This is a genomic window from Peribacillus sp. Bi96 (genome assembly GCF_918698115.1).
Lineage (GTDB): Bacteria > Bacillota > Bacilli > Bacillales > DSM-1321 > Peribacillus.
Window position 1 is genome coordinate 164549 of sequence record NZ_CAKKLV010000006.1, and the last position, 18460, is coordinate 183008.

The 18460-nt window shown below is 39.3% G+C and carries 21 protein-coding genes, 1 pseudogene and 2 riboswitches; of the genes and pseudogenes, 11 read left to right on the top strand and 11 right to left on the bottom strand.

Annotation, left to right across the window (positions count from 1 at the left end; genetic code table 11):
* Positions 1–192: 192 nt before the first annotated feature.
* Positions 193–894 (bottom strand): SGNH/GDSL hydrolase family protein, encoded by a 702-nt coding sequence (locus tag LQ203_RS10235; RefSeq protein ID WP_230157681.1) that lies wholly within the window; start codon positions 892–894, stop codon positions 193–195.
* Between the two features lie 224 nt (positions 895–1118).
* Here LQ203_RS10235 and LQ203_RS10240 point away from each other — a divergent pair, with 224 nt between their 5' ends.
* Positions 1119–1625: a GNAT family N-acetyltransferase gene (locus LQ203_RS10240; protein ID WP_230157683.1), complete on the top strand. Its 507-nt coding sequence runs from the start codon at positions 1119–1121 to the stop codon at positions 1623–1625.
* Between the two features lie 91 nt (positions 1626–1716).
* Here LQ203_RS10240 and LQ203_RS10245 read toward each other — a convergent pair whose 3' ends face one another.
* Together LQ203_RS10245 and LQ203_RS10250 are read right to left on the bottom strand one after the other, a co-directional pair.
* Positions 1717–1911 carry an aspartyl-phosphate phosphatase Spo0E family protein gene (locus LQ203_RS10245; RefSeq protein WP_230157685.1) on the bottom strand — a complete coding sequence of 65 codons (195 nt, stop codon included), beginning with the start codon at positions 1909–1911 and terminating at the stop codon, positions 1717–1719.
* 253 nt (positions 1912–2164) lie between these two features.
* Entirely contained in the window at positions 2165–2377 is a 213-nt protein-coding gene (locus LQ203_RS10250; RefSeq protein WP_230157687.1) for a Fur-regulated basic protein FbpA, read from the bottom strand.
* Positions 2378–2526: 149 nt separating this feature from the next.
* Positions 2527–2631: riboswitch (SAM riboswitch) on the bottom strand.
* A gap of 160 nt (positions 2632–2791) precedes the next feature.
* A riboswitch (TPP riboswitch) is annotated at positions 2792–2896 on the top strand.
* A 97-nt stretch (positions 2897–2993) separates the two neighbouring features.
* On the opposite strand from LQ203_RS10250, the gene tenA reads away from it, so the two are divergent.
* The 5 genes from tenA to thiE are packed head-to-tail and all read left to right on the top strand — an operon-like array spanning position 2994 to position 6420.
* Positions 2994–3683: a thiaminase II gene (gene tenA / locus LQ203_RS10255; protein WP_230157694.1), complete on the top strand. Its 690-nt coding sequence runs from the start codon at positions 2994–2996 to the stop codon at positions 3681–3683.
* A gap of 15 nt (positions 3684–3698) precedes the next feature.
* The gene (gene thiW, locus LQ203_RS10260; RefSeq protein ID WP_230157877.1) at positions 3699–4220 is read left to right on the top strand and encodes an energy coupling factor transporter S component ThiW; all 522 of its coding nucleotides are present in this window, start codon (positions 3699–3701) and stop codon (positions 4218–4220) included.
* A complete protein-coding gene (gene thiD / locus LQ203_RS10265; protein WP_230157696.1) occupies positions 4189–4995 on the top strand; it encodes a bifunctional hydroxymethylpyrimidine kinase/phosphomethylpyrimidine kinase in 807 nt (268 codons plus the stop codon). Before thiW ends, thiD begins: the two co-directional genes overlap by 32 nt.
* A complete protein-coding gene (gene thiM / locus LQ203_RS10270; RefSeq protein WP_230157705.1) occupies positions 4992–5807 on the top strand; it encodes a hydroxyethylthiazole kinase in 816 nt (271 codons plus the stop codon). The genes thiD and thiM overlap by 4 nt, the downstream gene beginning before the upstream one ends.
* Positions 5788–6420: a thiamine phosphate synthase gene (thiE, locus tag LQ203_RS10275; RefSeq protein WP_230157707.1), complete on the top strand. Its 633-nt coding sequence runs from the start codon at positions 5788–5790 to the stop codon at positions 6418–6420. Before thiM ends, thiE begins: the two co-directional genes overlap by 20 nt.
* Positions 6421–6460: 40 nt before the next feature.
* On the opposite strand, the gene LQ203_RS10280 is transcribed toward thiE, so the two are convergent.
* On the bottom strand, positions 6461–7666 hold the full coding sequence (locus tag LQ203_RS10280; protein ID WP_230157709.1) for an MFS transporter: 1206 nt from the start codon (positions 7664–7666) through the stop codon (positions 6461–6463).
* 273 nt (positions 7667–7939) lie between these two features.
* Here LQ203_RS10280 and LQ203_RS10285 point away from each other — a divergent pair, with 273 nt between their 5' ends.
* From LQ203_RS10285 to LQ203_RS10295, 3 genes are all read left to right on the top strand, one after another.
* The gene (locus LQ203_RS10285; protein WP_230157710.1) at positions 7940–9427 is read left to right on the top strand and encodes an aldehyde dehydrogenase family protein; all 1488 of its coding nucleotides are present in this window, start codon (positions 7940–7942) and stop codon (positions 9425–9427) included.
* Between the two features lie 429 nt (positions 9428–9856).
* Positions 9857–11089 carry an aminopeptidase gene (locus tag LQ203_RS10290; RefSeq protein WP_230157712.1) on the top strand — a complete coding sequence of 411 codons (1233 nt, stop codon included), beginning with the start codon at positions 9857–9859 and terminating at the stop codon, positions 11087–11089.
* 364 nt (positions 11090–11453) lie between these two features.
* Positions 11454–11621, top strand: a complete 168-nt coding sequence (locus tag LQ203_RS10295; RefSeq protein ID WP_169792904.1) for a hypothetical protein — start codon at positions 11454–11456, stop codon at positions 11619–11621.
* 125 nt (positions 11622–11746) lie between these two features.
* Here the strand turns inward: LQ203_RS10295 and cspC are convergent, their stop codons facing one another.
* Positions 11747–11947, bottom strand: coding sequence for a cold shock protein CspC (gene cspC / locus LQ203_RS10300; protein WP_010331195.1), 201 nt, complete (start codon positions 11945–11947; stop codon positions 11747–11749).
* 335 nt (positions 11948–12282) lie between these two features.
* Between cspC and LQ203_RS10305 the strand changes: the two genes are divergently transcribed.
* Positions 12283–12543 (top strand): hypothetical protein, encoded by a 261-nt coding sequence (locus tag LQ203_RS10305; RefSeq protein ID WP_230157714.1) that lies wholly within the window; start codon positions 12283–12285, stop codon positions 12541–12543.
* A 50-nt stretch (positions 12544–12593) separates the two neighbouring features.
* Here the strand turns inward: LQ203_RS10305 and LQ203_RS10310 are convergent.
* The 3 genes and pseudogenes from LQ203_RS10310 to LQ203_RS10320 all read right to left on the bottom strand — a co-directional run bounded on the left by LQ203_RS10310 (position 12594) and on the right by LQ203_RS10320 (position 14440).
* Positions 12594–12971, bottom strand: a pseudogene (locus tag LQ203_RS10310) (YdcF family protein).
* A gap of 335 nt (positions 12972–13306) precedes the next feature.
* Positions 13307–14092 carry a serine hydrolase gene (locus LQ203_RS10315; RefSeq protein ID WP_230157716.1) on the bottom strand — a complete coding sequence of 262 codons (786 nt, stop codon included), beginning with the start codon at positions 14090–14092 and terminating at the stop codon, positions 13307–13309.
* A 180-nt stretch (positions 14093–14272) separates the two neighbouring features.
* Positions 14273–14440 carry a YezD family protein gene (locus LQ203_RS10320; protein ID WP_230157719.1) on the bottom strand — a complete coding sequence of 56 codons (168 nt, stop codon included), beginning with the start codon at positions 14438–14440 and terminating at the stop codon, positions 14273–14275.
* Between the two features lie 523 nt (positions 14441–14963).
* On the opposite strand from LQ203_RS10320, the gene LQ203_RS10325 reads away from it, so the two are divergent.
* Positions 14964–16352, top strand: a complete 1389-nt coding sequence (locus tag LQ203_RS10325; RefSeq protein WP_230157721.1) for an amino acid permease — start codon at positions 14964–14966, stop codon at positions 16350–16352.
* A 40-nt stretch (positions 16353–16392) separates the two neighbouring features.
* Here the strand turns inward: LQ203_RS10325 and LQ203_RS10330 are convergent, their stop codons facing one another.
* From LQ203_RS10330 to LQ203_RS10340, 3 genes are all read right to left on the bottom strand, one after another.
* The gene (locus LQ203_RS10330) at positions 16393–17364 is read right to left on the bottom strand and encodes an aldose 1-epimerase (protein ID WP_230157723.1); all 972 of its coding nucleotides are present in this window, start codon (positions 17362–17364) and stop codon (positions 16393–16395) included.
* A gap of 293 nt (positions 17365–17657) precedes the next feature.
* Positions 17658–17960, bottom strand: a complete 303-nt coding sequence (locus LQ203_RS10335; protein ID WP_230157725.1) for a YxcD family protein — start codon at positions 17958–17960, stop codon at positions 17658–17660.
* Entirely contained in the window at positions 17948–18391 is a 444-nt protein-coding gene (locus LQ203_RS10340) for a hypothetical protein (RefSeq protein WP_230157879.1), read from the bottom strand. The genes LQ203_RS10335 and LQ203_RS10340 overlap by 13 nt, the downstream gene beginning before the upstream one ends.
* Between the last annotated feature and the right edge of the window lie 69 nt (positions 18392–18460).

Consider the following 18460-nt stretch of genomic DNA (forward strand, 5'->3'; position numbering starts at 1 on the left):
AGCGGATCACTGAAATTTGAAGAAACAACCAAAACTCAGTGACAAAGGAGATTCCTTTGAACCTCCACTAACTATCCATTTATTTACTGGTTGAATTCGTGATAACATCGTAAAAGAAAAAACTGATACAGATGAGGAGATCATTGAACTAGCAAAAGCGGCAAATACACAGAAAGAATTCTGTTCATGGAATTACTTGAAATCGTAACTTTCCAAAATCCGATTCGTAATGACCTGATACCCTTTTTCATTCGGATGAATCTTATCACTGAAATACTCCGATTTCTTTTTATTTTCAAAAAGATCATTGGTAGAAATGTATATCATGTTCTTATCCTTTTCCACTATCCTCTTTATTGATTGGTTATAGTCCTGGATGTGCTTTTCAAGTTTTTGATTGTCTTTAAATGGGTTATAGAGTCCTACCACTAGTATATTCGCTTTATCGTTTTCCTTCATTAGAGTTGAGGTAATTTTATTCAGGTGCTTGATGTACTCCCGTTTACCCTTATCGATTTTACAATCACTTATTTTCTCCAAGTTCCCACCGTTACTATTGATAAAGTCATTCGTTCCAATATAAACGATGAAAGTACTTGCTTTATCAAGTTTCGTGTTAATGCGATAGTCATCAAGCTGTTTAATAACACCATCCGTTTCCTGTCCCTTTATACCGTAATTCCAAAAAGTCACTTTTTGTTTGGAGTCAGGATTATTCAATTCATCCTCCAGACCCTCTACATAGCCTTCCCCATCCTTATCACCTTTTCCATAGGTTAATGAATCTCCAAAAGCCATCACCCTTTGCACATCCTTCGACTCGGAAGCTTGAAATTTATATGCAACAAAACAAATACCTAGTACAATAATTAATAAACCTGCCATTTTCTTCATTTGTGTTTCTCCTTTGTATATTCACTATGAAGTATTTCATTTTTTAAATACCCAAAAATCTGCATTATTAACAATAAAAAAAATTGTCAGATAAAGAGTAAAAAGTGTATGATAATATAAAACTTTCAATGGATTAGGTTTCGCTCACCTTTCCTTCATAATTTGTGAGATGATGACTCTTTATTCCGGATATTGAAAATATATGATAGATAGGAGTTTAAATGATGGACGAGTACATAGAGTTTAGGGAAGCAGAACGGTCGGATTTACCCAAAATTGTAGAAATATATAATTCCACAATTGCTTCAAGAATGGTTACTGCAGATACGGAACCTGTTTCCGTACAATCGAGGATTGAATGGTTTGAGAATCATAACTCAGAAAGTCGACCGCTGTATATCATTACTATAGAAGGAAAAACTGCAGGATGGATGAGCTTTCAATCTTTCTATGGTCGGCCCGCCTATAATTCTACGGCAGAGATCAGCATTTATATTGATGATTATTTCCGGGGAAAAGGAATTGGACGAACTTCGATTCAAAAGGCAATAGAAGTGAGCCCAAAATTAGGGGTGAAGACTCTATTAGGTTTCATATTTGCTCACAATATACCGAGCCTGAAGCTTTTTTCAAAATTTGGTTTTGAAAAATGGGCAAACTTACCACAAGTTGCCGAGCTGGATGGCATTGAACGGGACTTGGTCATTCTTGGTAAACGTATCGATATTTAAATATAATTATTTAAAAGCTATTGCCTTCAGCAGTAGTTTTTTTAGTTTAAACGCAGGAGTCTATTATGAAGCTTAACCCCAAACGGCGAGTTTAAAAATGCTTATAAACATTCTGAAGCGCGAAATATTCAGATTCTCTTTTCTTGGCTAATGCATTTAACAGGGTATCCAGTTCTTGACTTGCTTGAATAGTTAGAAAACTGGTAAATCCATAAATTGCTGCCAATTTAATCATTTCCTGTCTCTTCTCTTCTATTCTTTCAACAGTTACCTTTCGACAATGCATTCTATACACACCTCCCATTAATTCAATTTTTTTACACTTATCACTATAATGAAACTTATAGTTAAAATCAACCATTTTTGGGAATTTAAATGTGTTATTTTGTATGTTAAATGTGACAAAAAGCCTACTTTTTTCTTAATATATGTATTTTTTGTGACATCCCTCTATATAGACATAAATAAAAAAGCATTCACCCCTTGTTACACTGCGAATGCTTTCAAATATCCCTTATCCCAAGATAATCTATCGTTTACTATGTCATCCATTCCGAAGGTGTCTCGTTATTAGGTCTATTTATAACAATTTTATATTCATCTTCCAGTACTTTTAACGGGGCATCATAAAGGTGCCTTTCATCAGAGGTTTTGTATACTCCCTTTGCCAATAACGCTTCTATCAGCAATGTCTTCCTCTGTTCGATCCTCTTAATTAATTCTGCCATGTAAATGGCTCCTTTCTTATTCATCTTAGAGCCTGCTTCAAATTGAGCTAAAATGTAACAGATTTCATTATCACCAAATTATATATACCTTTTCTATTATGTCACTAAACGTTATTTCACAAAAATAAAAGCCCCTTCTAATTCAAGAAGAGGCTGCAGTGTCCGTACGGCTCTTCTTATCTTCCAAGCGTTAGCTTGTTGGAAGTAGCACAGTTCCCAAAATGGGTCTGCTGCCGAGGTTTCGTTGGGCCAAGTCCCTCCACCTCTCTGGATAAGAATTATTTATATATAATTGATGTAGACATGATTTTATCCCAATTATCAACAAAAGTCAATTGCCCTGTTTTCCCTTATTTCAAGGCGATATATGGTTTCTTCATGCAAATTCGGGTTGCATTTTCTTCGCTTTCTGATATGATGTCAGTAATTACATACAATTCACACCACTAGGGGAGTCTTTTTTAAGACTGAGATGGAAATTGTTCCGGACCCTTTGAACCTGAACCGGCTCATACCGGCGGAGGGAAGTGGATGATATCGTCCGTACACTGACTTTATCCATCTACCCCGTTCCGTTATTCAGGAGCGGGTTTTTTTATTGGATTAAAGCAAAGGGGACCATTCTAAAGGAGGATGAACAATGGAGAATACTAAATTAGGAACCTTCAGTGATAGACTTCACGAACGTGCAAAAGGAATTTGGAAAAGGAACCATTCACATCCTTTTGTCCAGGCAATTGGCAACGGCACTCTTCCTGAAAAGAAATTTGCCTATTACTTGAAGCAGGACTATATCTATCTCATGGATTATTCCAAGCTCTTTGCCTTAGGTGTCATTAAAGCTCATAATGTCGAAACCATGGCAAAGTTTGCGAGTATCTTGAATGAAACCCTTCAAGTGGAAATGGACATCCATCGACAATATGCTTTGGAATTCGGTATCAGTTCAAAGGAATTAGAAAATACAGAACCAACTCCAACCACGCTAGCCTATACAGGTTACATGCTAAATGCCGCGCAGCATGGGACTTTGGCAGACCTGATCGCCTGTCTCCTACCATGTGCTTGGGATTATTATGAAATCGGTTTGAAATTAAAAGCACAAAATGGTGAAGCATTGGATAATAATCGTTATGCCGATTGGATTAAATCCTATTCATCTCCTGAATTCGGTGAAGCACACAAGTGGCTGATTGCTTTGTTGGAAGAATTAATCGAAGGCATGCCTGAAAATGAACTTCTTAGATTAGAAAAGCACTTTTTGGTGACTTCCCGCTATGAATATTTATTTTGGGAAATGGTTCAAAACGAGCAGGATTGGCCACTGTAGGTCGTTAACATGATGATGAATCCAATCAAGAAAATGACGCTGACCGCCATGATCACGGCCATCACGACTCTAACCAGTTCCTTTATATACATCCCTGCCGGATTTGCAAAAATCTTTCCTATTCAGCATCTCGCAAATGTCATGACAGCCGTTTTATTGGGACCTGCTTATGCTGTAACACAAGCTTTTTTAGTTTCCATCATTAGAAACATATCTGGTACCGGTTCAATTTTCGCCTTTCCGGGCAGCATGATCGGTGCACTTTTGGCTGCCGTTCTATATCGAAAAACTCAAAGCTTAAAATTCGCTTGTTTAGGGGAAGTGATAGGAACTGGGATTCTTGGGTCCCTAGCTTGCTATCCACTGGCGGTTCTCATTTTGGGAGATAAAGCAGCCCTTTTTGGGTTTTTGCCAGCTTTTATGCTTAGTTCTTTTGCGGGTGCCATTTTAGCTTTCATATTACTAAAAATACTATTCAAAAATAATTATATGAAGGGGTTTTTTTATGAAAACAGCATTAACCATCGCAGGCTCTGACTCAGGGGGCGGTGCCGGAATACAAGCAGATTTAAAAACATTTTCTGCACATGGGGTTTTTGGCATGTCTGTCATTACAGCCGTAACGGCACAAAACACAATGGAAGTGCGTTCAGTTCAGGCTATCGAAACCGCTATCATCACAGATCAAATCGCAGCTATTTTTGAAGATATTCATGTAGATGCAGTAAAAATAGGCATGCTAGGCTCAAAAGAAATTGTGGAAACAGTCACTGCTTCTCTTAAAACCTTCTTACCTGACATCGTTATCCTTGATCCTGTCATGATTTCCAAAAGCGGCCACCATTTGCTCGACGAAAAGGCTGTCACTGCTCTAAAAACCGAATTGCTTCCAATTGCAACACTTGTAACCCCTAATGTACCTGAAGCTGAAGTTCTTACTGGCTTGTCGATTCGAACGAAGCAAGATTTTTACAAGGCATGCATGTCCATACAAGAACTAGGGCCTAAAGCCGTTTTACTTAAAGGAGGCCATGCAGCAGGTAATCCAAACGATCTTTTTTATAATGGGACGGACTTCCACTGGATCGAGGGAGAACGCATTCATACAAAAAACACACATGGAACAGGTTGTACCCTATCTTCCGCCATTACATCCAACCTGGCAAATGGACTATCAATGGAAGAGTCGATTGAACAGGCCAAAACCTACATTTCTGAAGCGATACGTAATAGCTTTTCAATCGGTAAGGGTCATGGACCTGTCCACCATTTTCATTCGTTTTCAAAAAAAGAAAGGAGTGACTTAATATGAAGGTTTCAGCAGCTGACTTGTTCGGGAAGGTAAGAGCAAGAAAACCACTCATTCACCAAATCACCAACTTCGTTACGGTCAACGACTGTGCAAACGCCACTCTTGCCATCGGTGGTTCACCTGTAATGACATCCAGCCCTAGAGAAGTGGAGGAAATGGTCAATTTAGCAGATGCATTGGTCCTGAATTTCGGTACGATAGATGATAAAGCCTTGGAGGCAATGGAGATAGCCGGTAAGGCGGCAAATGCCAAAAATATCCCGGTTATTTTGGACCCGGTAGGAGTTGGTGCCACCTCCTATCGTACAGAGAAAGTCGCAGAGCTCCTGAAGAAGGTTACCTTCCAAATCATCCGCGGAAATGCTAGTGAAATCCTTCGATTGATGGGTGGGGATATCGTTACACGCGGAGTGGATTCAGGGGAACTTCAGATTAGCAATGCAGAGCTGGCTGCATGCGCTGCAAATAAACTAAATAGTGTTATCGTAGTCAGCGGAGCAATGGATGCTGTCAGCGATGGGAAAAATACGTCTATTATCCATAACGGGAATCTACTTTTAACTAATGTTACAGGTACGGGATGCATGGCCACTGCTCTTATAGGCACCTTTTCCGGAGTTACGGACGATTTCTATTCTGCAGCAGTTGCAGGGATCTCGACCATGAGCATTTCAGGGGAACTAGCTGCTGCAAAGCTTCAAAAAGATGAAGGAACTGGAACGTTTCGTGTGCGATTAATCGATGCAATATCGAGAATGGATAAGGAAATTTGGCTGAATGAGGTGAAAATAAATGAAGAAGTCCCAAATTGATTTAAGCCTATATTTAGTTACAGAAGAATCGATCTCCATAGAAAATTTGACCAAAATCATAGCAGAATCGGTTTCAGGAGGAGTCTCGATCGTACAACTTCGAGAGAAAAACAATTCCTCCCTCTCCTTTTATAAAAAAGCTGCTGCATTAAAACAGTTACTGAACGAAATGTCCATTCCCCTTATCATTAATGACCGGGTGGATATAGCACTTGCTGTTGGAGCGGACGGAATTCATATTGGGCAAGATGACCTTCCACTTCCTGTCGTCAAACAAATGGTTCCTGACCATATGATTATCGGTGTCTCCGTCTCCACCCTGGAAGAAGCTCAGAGAGCCGAACGAAATGGAGCGGACTATATCGGGGTTGGTTCCGTTTTCCCTACAAAGACGAAGCAAGATGCAACCCTTATGGAAATTGGGGATTTGGAGGAAATTTGCCGCAGCGTTTCAATTCCTGCCGTAGCCATCGGAGGTATTACGGCTGATAATATTTCCTTACTTTCTGATAGAGGGCTAGCGGGTACCGCAGTCGTTTCAGCCATCATGAATGCAGATAATCCGAAGAATGCCTCGGAATTCCTTTTAGAAATAATTAAAGACTTTAAGTAACAAAAGGGAGGGGACTGAATTTCAGTCCCCTCCCTTTTGTTTATGTCAAAACAGTATTCTTAGTTTCTTTCCCAAAAGCAACGGCAGCAGCCCCCACTAGAATAGCAATTGTAAATACAGTGAAAATGGTTGAAATCGAGGTGCCTGCAGCAACTAAATACCCGACAAGCAATGGCCCCAGGACACCGCCAATCCTGCCTATACCGGCAGCTAAACCAGCGCCTGTACCACGAACTGCGGTTGGATACTGCTCAGGAGTATACGCATAAAGCGCCCCCCATGCCCCTAAGTTGAAGAAGGATAGGAACATTCCCGATACGATCAGTGGTACTAACCCATCTGCTGAACCAAAGAAAAAAGCACTGATGGCCGTACCAATCAAATATGTGATCAAAACGAATTTACGTCCCATCTTCTCTATCAGCCATGCAGCTGAAAAATAGCCTGGTAACTGTGCAAGCGTCATGATCAAAACATATTCAAAGCTTTGAATCATACTGAACCCTTTTAGGACCATGACACTTGGCAGCCATAAAAACATCCCGTAATATGAAAAGACCACGCAAAACCATAGAATCCACAAGACGAGGGTTTGGCGAGAATATTCCTTTTTCCAGACACTTTTCATATTATTCAATACAGTAGGTCTCTGTTTTTTTTCAAGTTCCGTATATTTAGGTGAATCTGGTAGTTTCAAGCGCAGGTACAACGCGTATAAAGCGGGAACGGCGCTTAATATCAATGCAATCCGCCAGCCATAAGCTGGAATGACGAAAAAGGAAATGAGCGCTGCCAATATCCAGCCAACTGCCCAAAAACTTTCAAGAAGGACGACGACTCTCCCCCTTTTACTTGCTTCAACACTTTCAGAGACCAATGTCGAGGCAACCGGTAGTTCTCCCCCTAGTCCCATTCCAATCAAAAATCGCAAAATCAAAAACAAACTGAGTGTACTGACTGCTGCAGACAGGCCACTCGCGATTGAAAACAATAATAATGTAATGATAAAGACATTCTTCCGTCCGACCCTGTCAGCCATCGCTCCAAAGACAACAGCTCCAACAGCCATCCCAATGGAGTTAATGCTCCCAATCCAGCCAACCTGCTCGCTGGTTAAGCTCCATTCCTGTTTCAAAGCAACAATAATGAAAGAAAGCATGCCGACATCTAGTGCATCGAACATCCATCCAAGACCCGCAACACCAAGTAATTTACGCTGCGATATCGTTTTAGCGTTATTTCCCATATGATCCTCCTGAAACTTTTAGACCTTCTAGTTATTTTATCCTTATTCATTTTAACTATTAACTTTCATTTTTGCTATAGTATTTACACATGTCAAGACAAAAAACTTCACCTTTTTTAAATGGTGAATGAATCAGTTTGAAATATTATGTCGAATAATAAAGATTGAATATTCCTTTTTTTTCATTTATTATAAAAGTTGGCATAAATCATAGCGTTATCAATAAGTCATCATGTTTTGCCCAAGATAATTATTATATTCAGGAGGGTACTTATGACAAATCTAACGTTAGAAGTAAGTGGAAAGCTGCAAAAATTTTTAACAGGACCAAAGAAACTTTTTATTAATGGTCAGTTTGTAGAAAGTGCTTCAAAAAAGACCTTCTCCACACCAAATCCTGCTACAGGACAAAAACTTGCCGATGTATATGAAGCAGATAAAGAAGATATTGACTTAGCCGTTAAAGCCGCACGCAAAGCATTCGATGAAGGACCTTGGTCAAGAATGAGCGCAGCTACCCGCAGTAGGCTAATGTACAAACTAGCAGATTTAATGGAAGAAAATAAAACTGAACTCGCTCAATTAGAAACTTTGGATAATGGAAAACCAATCAGTGAAACTACCAACGCTGACATTCCTTTAGCTATTGAACATATGAGATATTTTGCTGGCTGGTCCACCAAGATCGTTGGACAGACCATTCCGGTAAGCGGAAACTATTTTAACTACACAAAACACGAGGCCGTTGGTGTTGTTGGCCAAATCATCCCTTGGAACTTCCCGCTTCTTATGGCGATGTGGAAGCTTGGAGCGGCACTTGCCACAGGCTGTACAGTCATTTTGAAGCCAGCTGAGCAAACACCCCTATCCGCCCTATACTTGGCTGAATTATTCGCTGAAGCCGGGTTCCCGGATGGAGTCGTCAATATCGTTCCTGGTTTTGGTGAAACAGCTGGACAAGCACTTGTCGACCATCCTCAGGTAAATAAAATTGCATTTACCGGTTCGACCGAGGTTGGAAAATCAATCATGCGTTCCGCTTCGTATTCATTGAAACGGGTCACATTGGAACTTGGAGGAAAATCTCCAAACATCATTCTGCCAGATGCTGATTTCTCAAAAGCCATCCCTGGAGCTTTGAATGGGGTCATGTTTAATCAAGGACAGGTATGTTGCGCAGGATCCAGGGTTTACATTCAAAAGAAACATTATGACAATGTTGTTGCCGATATGGCCAGCCATGCCAAAAACATCAAACAAGGGGTAGGTTTAGATCCAAGCACACAAATTGGACCGCTTGTTTCCCAGGAGCAGCAAAATCGGGTAATGGGCTATATTGAAAAAGGGAAAAGCGAGGGTGCGGAAGTTCTCGTCGGCGGCAATAAACCGAGTGAACAAGGCTACTTTGTATCCCCTACAATATTCGCTGGGGTTGAAGAGAAAATGACCATTGCCAGAGAAGAGATTTTCGGGCCGGTCATTGCCGCAATGCCATATGAAGATTTAGACGATGTCATTGACCGTGCAAATGCCAGTGAATATGGATTGGCTGCTGGCTTATGGACAAGCGATTTAGCCAATGCCCATTATGTTGCAGGAAAACTTCGTGCAGGCACAGTATGGGTGAACTGCTACAATGCATTCGATGCAGCTTCCCCTTTCGGCGGATACAAACAATCCGGAATCGGTCGCGAAATGGGATCTTATGCACTGGACAACTATTCAGAAGTGAAAAGCGTCTGGATCAATTTAAGTAAATGATTTTCTGAATACTTATTTAGAAAGAGGGTCTCAAAAAGGGACCCTCTTTCTTTAAGTGGATTCACCAGTTTAATTAATTGAATTCTTTAGATTATTCAAACCTTTTCAATAGTCTTTCCCTCTTTAGCTTTGGTAGAATGAATGATAGGAATAAAGGTAAACGGAAGAGCTGGTGCCGGTGTATGTGTTCATGCGATAGTCACTCCCGGTGGATCGTGCTAGAGTTTCTCATAAGTGAAATAAATGGGGATTGTTATGTGGACCATGATGTACAAATGATCCCCTGAATTCAGCTTCTTCCTGATTATGAAGAGCTCCTTTATTGATTTTAGGTTTAAGTTTTTCCTCAGGACGACGTAAAAAGTTTCTTTTTTAAATCACAATAAGTACAATTATAAATGTAGAAAATGGAAAAGGAGTTTTGAAATGATGAGTGATTTTCAAGCGAATTTAGAAAAATATGCAGAACTTGCCGTTAAAGTCGGCGTTAATATCCAACAAGATCAAACCTTAGTCGTTAACACTACATTAGAGGGCGCTGAACTTGTCCGTCTCATTGTAAAAAAAGCTTATGAAAGCGGTGCGCGTAATGTCATCGTTAATTGGAATGACGATACCGTTTCACGTACCAAATATGAACTGGCTCCGGATGAAGTGTTTAACGAGTATCCAAAGTGGCGCGCAGAAGAAACGATCGAACTTGCAGAAAGCGGAGCTGCTTATCTATCCGTCATCTCTTCAAGCCCTGACCTATTGAAAAATGTAAAACCTGAAAGGATTGCTAACTTCCAAAAAGCATCTGGGACTGCACTGAAAAAATGGCGTCAATATATGCAATCGGATAAAGTAAGCTGGTCCATAGTCGCCGTCCCTTCAAAGGCTTGGGCTGATAAAGTATTCCCTGAAGAGGCAGAAGGAAAACGCGTTGATATGCTATGGGAAGCCATTTTCAAAGCAGTTCGTGTTGATGTGAAGAATTCCGTCGAAGCCTGGAAAAAACACGATGATACCCTGCATGAAAAGGTAGATTATTTAAATGATAAGCATTACCAAAAATTGCATTACACGGCTCCTGGAACTGACTTGACAATCGAGTTACCCGACAAGCACCTTTGGGTCGGAGCAGGAAGCGTTAACGTTCAGGGTCATGAATTCATGGCTAACATGCCAACCGAAGAAGTGTTTACGGTTCCTTTGAAAACAGGTGTTAACGGCACGGTTTCCAGTACGAAACCCCTTAGTTATGGCGGCAACATCATTAACAATTTTTCCGTGACCTTTAAAGAAGGACGAATCATTGAAGTAAAAGCTGAAGAAGGCGAAGAAATCCTGAAACAATTGGTTGAAACGGATGAAGGTTCACACTATCTTGGTGAAGTGGCACTTGTTCCTTTCAATTCACCGATTTCCCAATCGAACGTGTTATTTTTCAATACCTTATTCGATGAAAACGCGTCTAACCATCTCGCTATCGGCAGCTCCTATGCGTTCTGTATCGAAGGTGGAAAAAACATGAGTCCAGAAGAGCTTGCAGAAAATGGTCTGAACGAAAGCCTTACACATGTTGATTTCATGATCGGTTCAGAGAAGATGAACATCGACGGCATCAAACAGGACGGCTCTTCGGAACCTGTCTTCCGTAATGGGGATTGGGCGTTTTAATTTTGACTTGAAACCATCCATATTATTCATTAGCCATGTGTTACCAGTATATCTGGGAACATGTGGCTGTTTTTAATTTAATGAGGACATATTAACTTTAGTAAGTCCACACTCCATTTTTTCCCAAACTGTTACCATTCCTGCCCCTCTCCCCTCTCATTCCATGGGTTCAGGCAATTTACCCTTGATCCTTTCTTTTCCCACATTATCATATCCGAATGTACAATAGCTTTTCAAATAGCTCTGATGAATCATAACATCCTTCCATTACCATTTAGGATAGCCACAAAATATGACGTGGAATATCTTGGACACATTTTTTATATTCAAATATGTTATACTATTAGTAAAGAGGGTGCATAAATTGAAAAGTAATAAGTATAATACTGGCGAAACAGTAACTATTCAGGATACTGATGAATTAGTAACCATTAATAAATGGGCATATGTAAAAAACATGAAACGATATTCTTATACTGTAAAAGAACATCCGACTACTTTTTTCTTTGAAGAAGAATTAAAAAAAGCTTAAAAATACGTCCCTTAAACCCTACTCAGCTCAGAGTGGGTTTTTTATTGCCTTCATTCTTTGGCACAATAAAAAACAGACCCTCATCGAGGAGTCTGTTCATATTAGGTTACGATTTAATTTTAAAATTAAGCTTTTTGAACGTTAGCAGCTTGAGCTCCACGAGCACCTTGCTCAACGTCGAAAGTTACTTTTTGACCTTCGTCTAAAGATTTGAAGCCTTCGCTTTGGATAGCTGAGAAATGTACGAATACGTCGTCTCCATTTTCACGCTCGATAAATCCAAAACCTTTTTCTGCATTAAACCATTTAACTGTACCTTGTTCCATTTTTGTTGCCTCCTAGTGCATAACACACAATGTATTACTATTTTTAATCATTTGGAAAATAACTAGTATCCTCTTCCACAATCAAAAACAATTCTTTATTAGATTAACATGAAATGATTCAGATAGCAAATTTTCCAGAGATATTTATTATATGACAATCGTCCCGTCCTTTTTTGTTCTTCTCAATGCCCATTTATATTGAGATTTTTGATTCCCTCTATACATATTTCTTTATTTTTCCAATCCATGGATTCAGATAGTGATTAACGGGTATATCAGAGTATAAGAAATATTGCCATTACACTTAAAGAGTAAACAACCTAGGAGGTCTATCAATGAAATATTACAAAGTTTCTAATAGCGGTTTTGACAGTAAGGTTATTGTAGCCTATAGCGGATATGAGGCACTTGGATTTTACTTAATGGAAATCGATGATCAACTTGGTTTCGTTGATGCTATAGATGTGGAAGAAGTGGATGCGGATGAAAGAGTCGAGATTTCCTACACTGGGTATCCCGTTTATAAGACACTTCAGGAGCTTCACCAAGAGAAAGATTTTTGGGAAGTGCCTAATGTTGTCGTGGAAGTCGAATAAAGCAAAATCCCCGCGCCCTTTTATTCAAGAGAGGGACTTTACGCTATGATCTAAGAAATGGTCACCAACTCTGTTAAATAGTATTTGGTAATAGCCAGATATTCACGTAAATATGATTTCACCAATACCACCTTTGGTGTCATAGCCGGCACTCCTATAATGTCCAACCCTTCTTTGTTGGCCATTTCAACTACCCGGTAAATATGATAATCGTTACTGACAATCACTTCGGAAGCAGTTGGATCAGGAATGAGTTCTTTAGAGAAAACAATATTCTCATAAGTTGTGGTAGATTTATCTTCCATGATAATACGTCATTCTTCAATTCCCTGTTCGATAAGCCCCTGTTGCATTGCCTGCGCTTCCGAAATGTCTTCTCCTGTTCCTTTGCCGCCGGATACAATGACTCCTGTATGTGTATTCGCCATTAAGTATTCAGCAGCTTTATCTATCCGGTATTGTAAAGATAATGATGGAACCGACCCCTTGCTCCAAGAATTATGAGGTAACCGGCATCATCCGCAATAGGCTTGTGAATGCTTTCTTGAATCTTCATATGTATTAAACTAAAATATCCCAGGAACACAACAGCACCAATCAGACAGAACTACCTTGTTTTTTTCAAAGTTATTCCCCGTTTCATTTACGTTTCAACATATAACAGTAAGGCTTAAAGGAGCGGGAAATCTGTTTGACTTCCCGCTCCTTCTTATTATCATCTTGCTAACCCTTTTACCATTCCAAGAACTGGATCGGAAACAATCTATTCGGCGACCATATCATCATAAATCAACTTACCAATTTTACTGATTACTTGACGGCTTTCTTCCTCTGTTTTTATATCTTCAGTAAGAACGGCAGCATAAACAGTTTGAGATTCTGACCGAATGATTGCACAATCATGGGCAACGCCCCGAATTCCACCTGTTTTGCTGGCGATCTTCACTTCTCTGCCCATCAGTGATGGAAGTTTATCTCTCAATTGCTGATTGTCAAATACACGCATAATTTTTTCCTGGCTTTCTTTCGTTAAAAAGTCACCTGTATGTATAGCTTTAAGGCAGGTAATCGTATCTTCTGCCGAAATGGTATTGTCCCGCCCTTCCTTTAATGCCTTAAAATCCTGCATTTTCCGTTCAAGGATGGTATTTTTCAAACCAAGCTCCTTTATGCATTGATTAATTTCATCGAAGCCCAACAAACTCATCATCATATTTGTCGATGTATTGTCAGATACAGTTATCATCAAGGTCAATAAATCTTCAACAGTTAAAAAGACTTTATTCGACAAGACATGCAGGACCCCTGATCCCCCAGTCACTTCATTAGGGGGTATTGTCACTGGTTGGTTCAAATAGATTTTCTTTTGTTCACTTTGTCGATACCCTTCGATGATCATTGGTATTTTGATCAAACTTGCCGATTGAAAGGAGTCTGTCTCATGATAACCAATCGTATCCCCATGACCATTTTCTATTTTATAAGCAATTTTTCCATTAAATGTTTCAACTAAAGCTAAGATATCGTTTTCTATCGTTTGTAAGGTCATCGATTCCCTATTCCTCCTTAAGATATCATCTAATTCCCTTTAAAAACTTCTCTATCCCTTAACTTATTCTACCATGTAAAAAGCAGTACAATCTTCTTCGAAATTCCCGATTGAATAAATTTCTATTTAATAACGCAAAATAAGAGCCTTCGTATCGAAAGCTCCTTTAATAACTGGTATTCATCTAGCTTTTACAGCCCGCCCCTTCACTAACGGGAATCGTTTCTTCTCCGTTGTATCCACCTGTGTGATCTCCCCATCATGTACGGTAATTATGACGGATCCATATTGTAGATCTTCCAGACTTGAAATAATATGCCTGATTTTCAATTCTTCTTGCTTTTCCATAATATCTCCCCTTTATTACTGGTAATAAAGCTACGTTTCATACCTAATGTCAAAAAGAGATCGTACGAAAACCACACGTACTCTTCCCACTTTCAATGTTTTCTTGAGGAATTTAGTTTACCTATTATATCCTCATCAATTAATGTGCGAATTAGAATAACCCGTTCATAGGAACTCCATATTCCCCTCCCTTCACTATAAGAAATAAAAGGCACCCACCATCTAACAGTTTAGATGTAAGGGTGCCTTTAGTTGACTAATCGGCAATATTCAGGAGTTACTTATGCAATAGGAGCTTCAACACGATAAACTACATTATTCTTACCAATTAACTTGGTATTAACCAATATAATCCAATCTCTTCCTTTTGTCAATGACATACTATAATTTTCTGATTAATCTGTGTTTTACATTTTACTTATTTACCACTTTACCAAACTAAACTATTTGAGATATACTATTTTAGTATAAGTTGTCCGTAAATAAAACTCACATATTGCATTTAAGAAAGGTTCGATTATAAATGGTAAATAAAAAATGGGGTTTATTGATTTTGACCACATTCGTAATTGGAAATATGGTCGGCGGCGGAATCTTCATGCTCCCCGCTCAATTAGCACAAGTATCCAGTCCATTAGGATCCACATTGGCATGGATCGTTACTGGACTGGGAGTATTTTTAATAGCACTTGTATTTGGTAACTTGGCTGTCCGGAAACCTGAATTGAAGGCAGGGCCTCAAAGTTATGCTCAAGCATTATTTAGATCTCCTGCTAAAGGAAGGATCTCGGGTTATAGCATGGCTTGGGGGTATTGGGCCGCGAATTGGGCAGCAACAGCGTCTGTCATCATATCATTTGCTGGCTACCTGTCGACGTTTTTCCCGGTGTTGCATAGTACGAAAGTGATTTATACAGCAGGTTCGTTTCAACTCGAACTTGGTAAATTCCTAACATTTGCAGTATGTTCCATTGCCCTATGGGGGATTCAGGCAATCTTGGTAAGAAGTTTTAACAGTGCTGGGAAAATGAATCTTTTTGCTACGGTTACAAAAGTGCTTGGTTTCTTATTTTTCATCATTGTCACGATATTCATATTTGATTCTTCCAATCTAGGAAATGGTGCTGAATTTTACGATAAAGCTGGTACCTCCATCTCTTTAGGTGCTCAAGTTAATGCTGCTGCAATTTCAACATTATGGGCCTTCATTGGAATTGAAGCTGCCGTCATGCTTTCAAATCGTGCCAAGTCGCAAAATGATGTAAAGAAAGCGACGATTCTTGGATTATTTATCGCCGTTGCCATTTATATCGGCATTACTTTATTGACAATGGGTGCTATATCACAAGAAGATCTGAAAGTTTCACAAAAGCCACTTGTTGATGCATTACAAGCTGTAGTTGGCTCAAGCGGAACGTATTTAATGGCCGCTCTTGCCGTCATTTCCTTATTAGGATCTACAATCGGATGGATTGTCGTTGCATCTGAAGTTCCTTATCAGGCAGCGAAATCAGATCTTTTTCCGTCCTATTTTGCAAAAGCGAACAAAAATGGCACACCTGTCCGTTCTATGACAATAACAAATATCATGACACAGATATTCTTATTCTCCACTATTTCGGGAACCATTTTAGAAGCTTATAAATTCTCAATGATCGTCGCTACACTCGCTTATTTGATTCCTTATCTTGCATCTGTTCTGTATCAATTGAAATTAGTCATGACGGGGGAAACGTATGACATCATGAAGGGCTCGAGGGTTCGCGATGGCATTATCACCATCCTGGCATTAGTCTACTCGATTTGGGTCATCAAGACAGGTACAGCTGATTTGAAAACATTCATACTTGGTATTGCCTTATATGTCCTTGGATTCGTTCTATACCCACTCTGGATGAAAAAGAAAGCATAATTCTAAACACCTTGGCAAACATATCTGCCAAGGTGTTTTTTTATATTTCTTTCATCACCAGTTTTGTATTCAGCTGAACTGTTTCCCCTGCGCTTAACTCCCTTAAACCAGTCAATTCGGCCGGTAAATCCAGATTGGGAGCATTCGTTACCCATGTGTATGGTTCAGGGCATACAAAACCCTCCTGATTGAACAATACCCAATACTTGAAATGTTGATCGCCATGATACACGACTTGTACGCCTGCATCCTGGTCTGTGAGTGTACATTCGTTTTTCAAATCACTTTCATAGCCAAATAGATCATCAAACAGCCGATCACCCACGCTGAATCCATTTTGGATTGCCAACGCATTGGCCGTTTCCTGAATTTCACCGGTAGGTAATGACCTTTCATTCAACTTCCATTGTTTATTGATGGGAAGTGCTATTTTGCAATCCTCCAACTTACTATCTGGTCCAAATGGAAAATTGAATACCGTATGATAACCCGCCCCCCACGGAAAGGGTTCAATGCCCTTGTTGGTAATTTCCAATTGTATATCCAGTGTTTCATCCATTAAAAACAAAGACATAGTCACGATGAGGTCTTGTGGAAAACAACTTCTTAGATAAGGAAAATCCTTGCTTAAAAATTCAGTCTTTATGAAAATTTGATCCCCTTCCACTTCCTTTTTAACGACTTGCCATGGCTTATCATGCAAAAAGCCATGGATATGATTGGATTTTTCCTTTTCATTGATTGGAAATTTATACACGGTGTGCTTATATGTATATTGGCCATCTTCAATCCGATTGGGAGGAAACAAGATGGGCATTCCAAATAAAATGGGCACTTTTCTATAGTCTTCCAAACTATCCGGGGTTCGCAGCACTTCAATATCCTTTCGCTTGAACTTCAACGAAAAAAGATTGCTACCTAATTCCGGTACAAGTATCGCCTCCACTTCTTCATTACCGAATTTTATGGCCTTTTCATTCAAGAAAGTTATATCTTCTATATAACTTGTCACACATTCTCCCCCTTTGGATTTAGCATATATCCATCCTACTTCCACCGACCATCTTTTGCAACAAATGGAATATAAATGAATTTTAATGCGACCATTCTTATAAAACCATTCCATTATTACAAAATAAGTGGTGAGATGATGTTGATCTATCCTGCTAAATAGGAGGCAACCTATCTCATGCCGAGTTTTTTAGTAGTTTTGACTATAATTCTACTTCCTTAATAAACTCCCTTATTCCAAAGCGACTAGCCTTCAAAATAAAAAAAGGATGCCTATACGGCATCCTTTTTTATTTATCGATTACTACTTTCAGTTATTAAAGCGACTATGCCTTCTTCATCATCCAAAACAAGCTCAATACCCGAATATGGATCTTTATTCAAATATTCATCAAGCCATAAGCGAAGCGCTTCTATCAAGTTGATGGTAATTAATACTTGTTTCCGGCCATCGACAAACGTTTCAGCCGAAAAACCATAATCATCATCATACATTAACTCAACTTCTACCTCATTAGGCTCTACCTGCTTTTTACGGGCAATGTAAACACAAACGGCATTGATGATATCCTGTTCGGAAATCTTTAGCCTCTCCATGGGTTTGTATCCTCTTTCTTCTTCTTATCTTTGAAATATGTGAATATTTTACGGATTACAACCACTAATACAACAACCGCTAACACGTTGATTAATAGACCAAGAATGGAACCAAGCGCTCCCATATTGGCGAATAGGCCACCAAAAAGTAAACCTGCCAGTCCTCCTAGCATAATTCCTTTCATTAAGCCGCCTTTAGCAAACGAGCTTCCACTTTTCGTATCCGTCTTTGCTTTAGTAGTAGCATCTGATTTGTTCGTTTGTTTATTTTGGAAATTCGAATTATTATTGTTGTTGTTGCTATTAAAACTTCTTTTACCTGATTTGTAGCCTCTTGCATCGACTGACTCAGAATGATCTTGGAATACATAGGTGCCGACTGGCGAGAATGCTAGTGTAATCGTAAGTAATGCAGCCATTAATTTTTTCATCATGTTTTTTTGCCTCCGTTTAATAGTATGGAATGCTGTTTCATTATATGTTTCCTAACTTTACTGAAA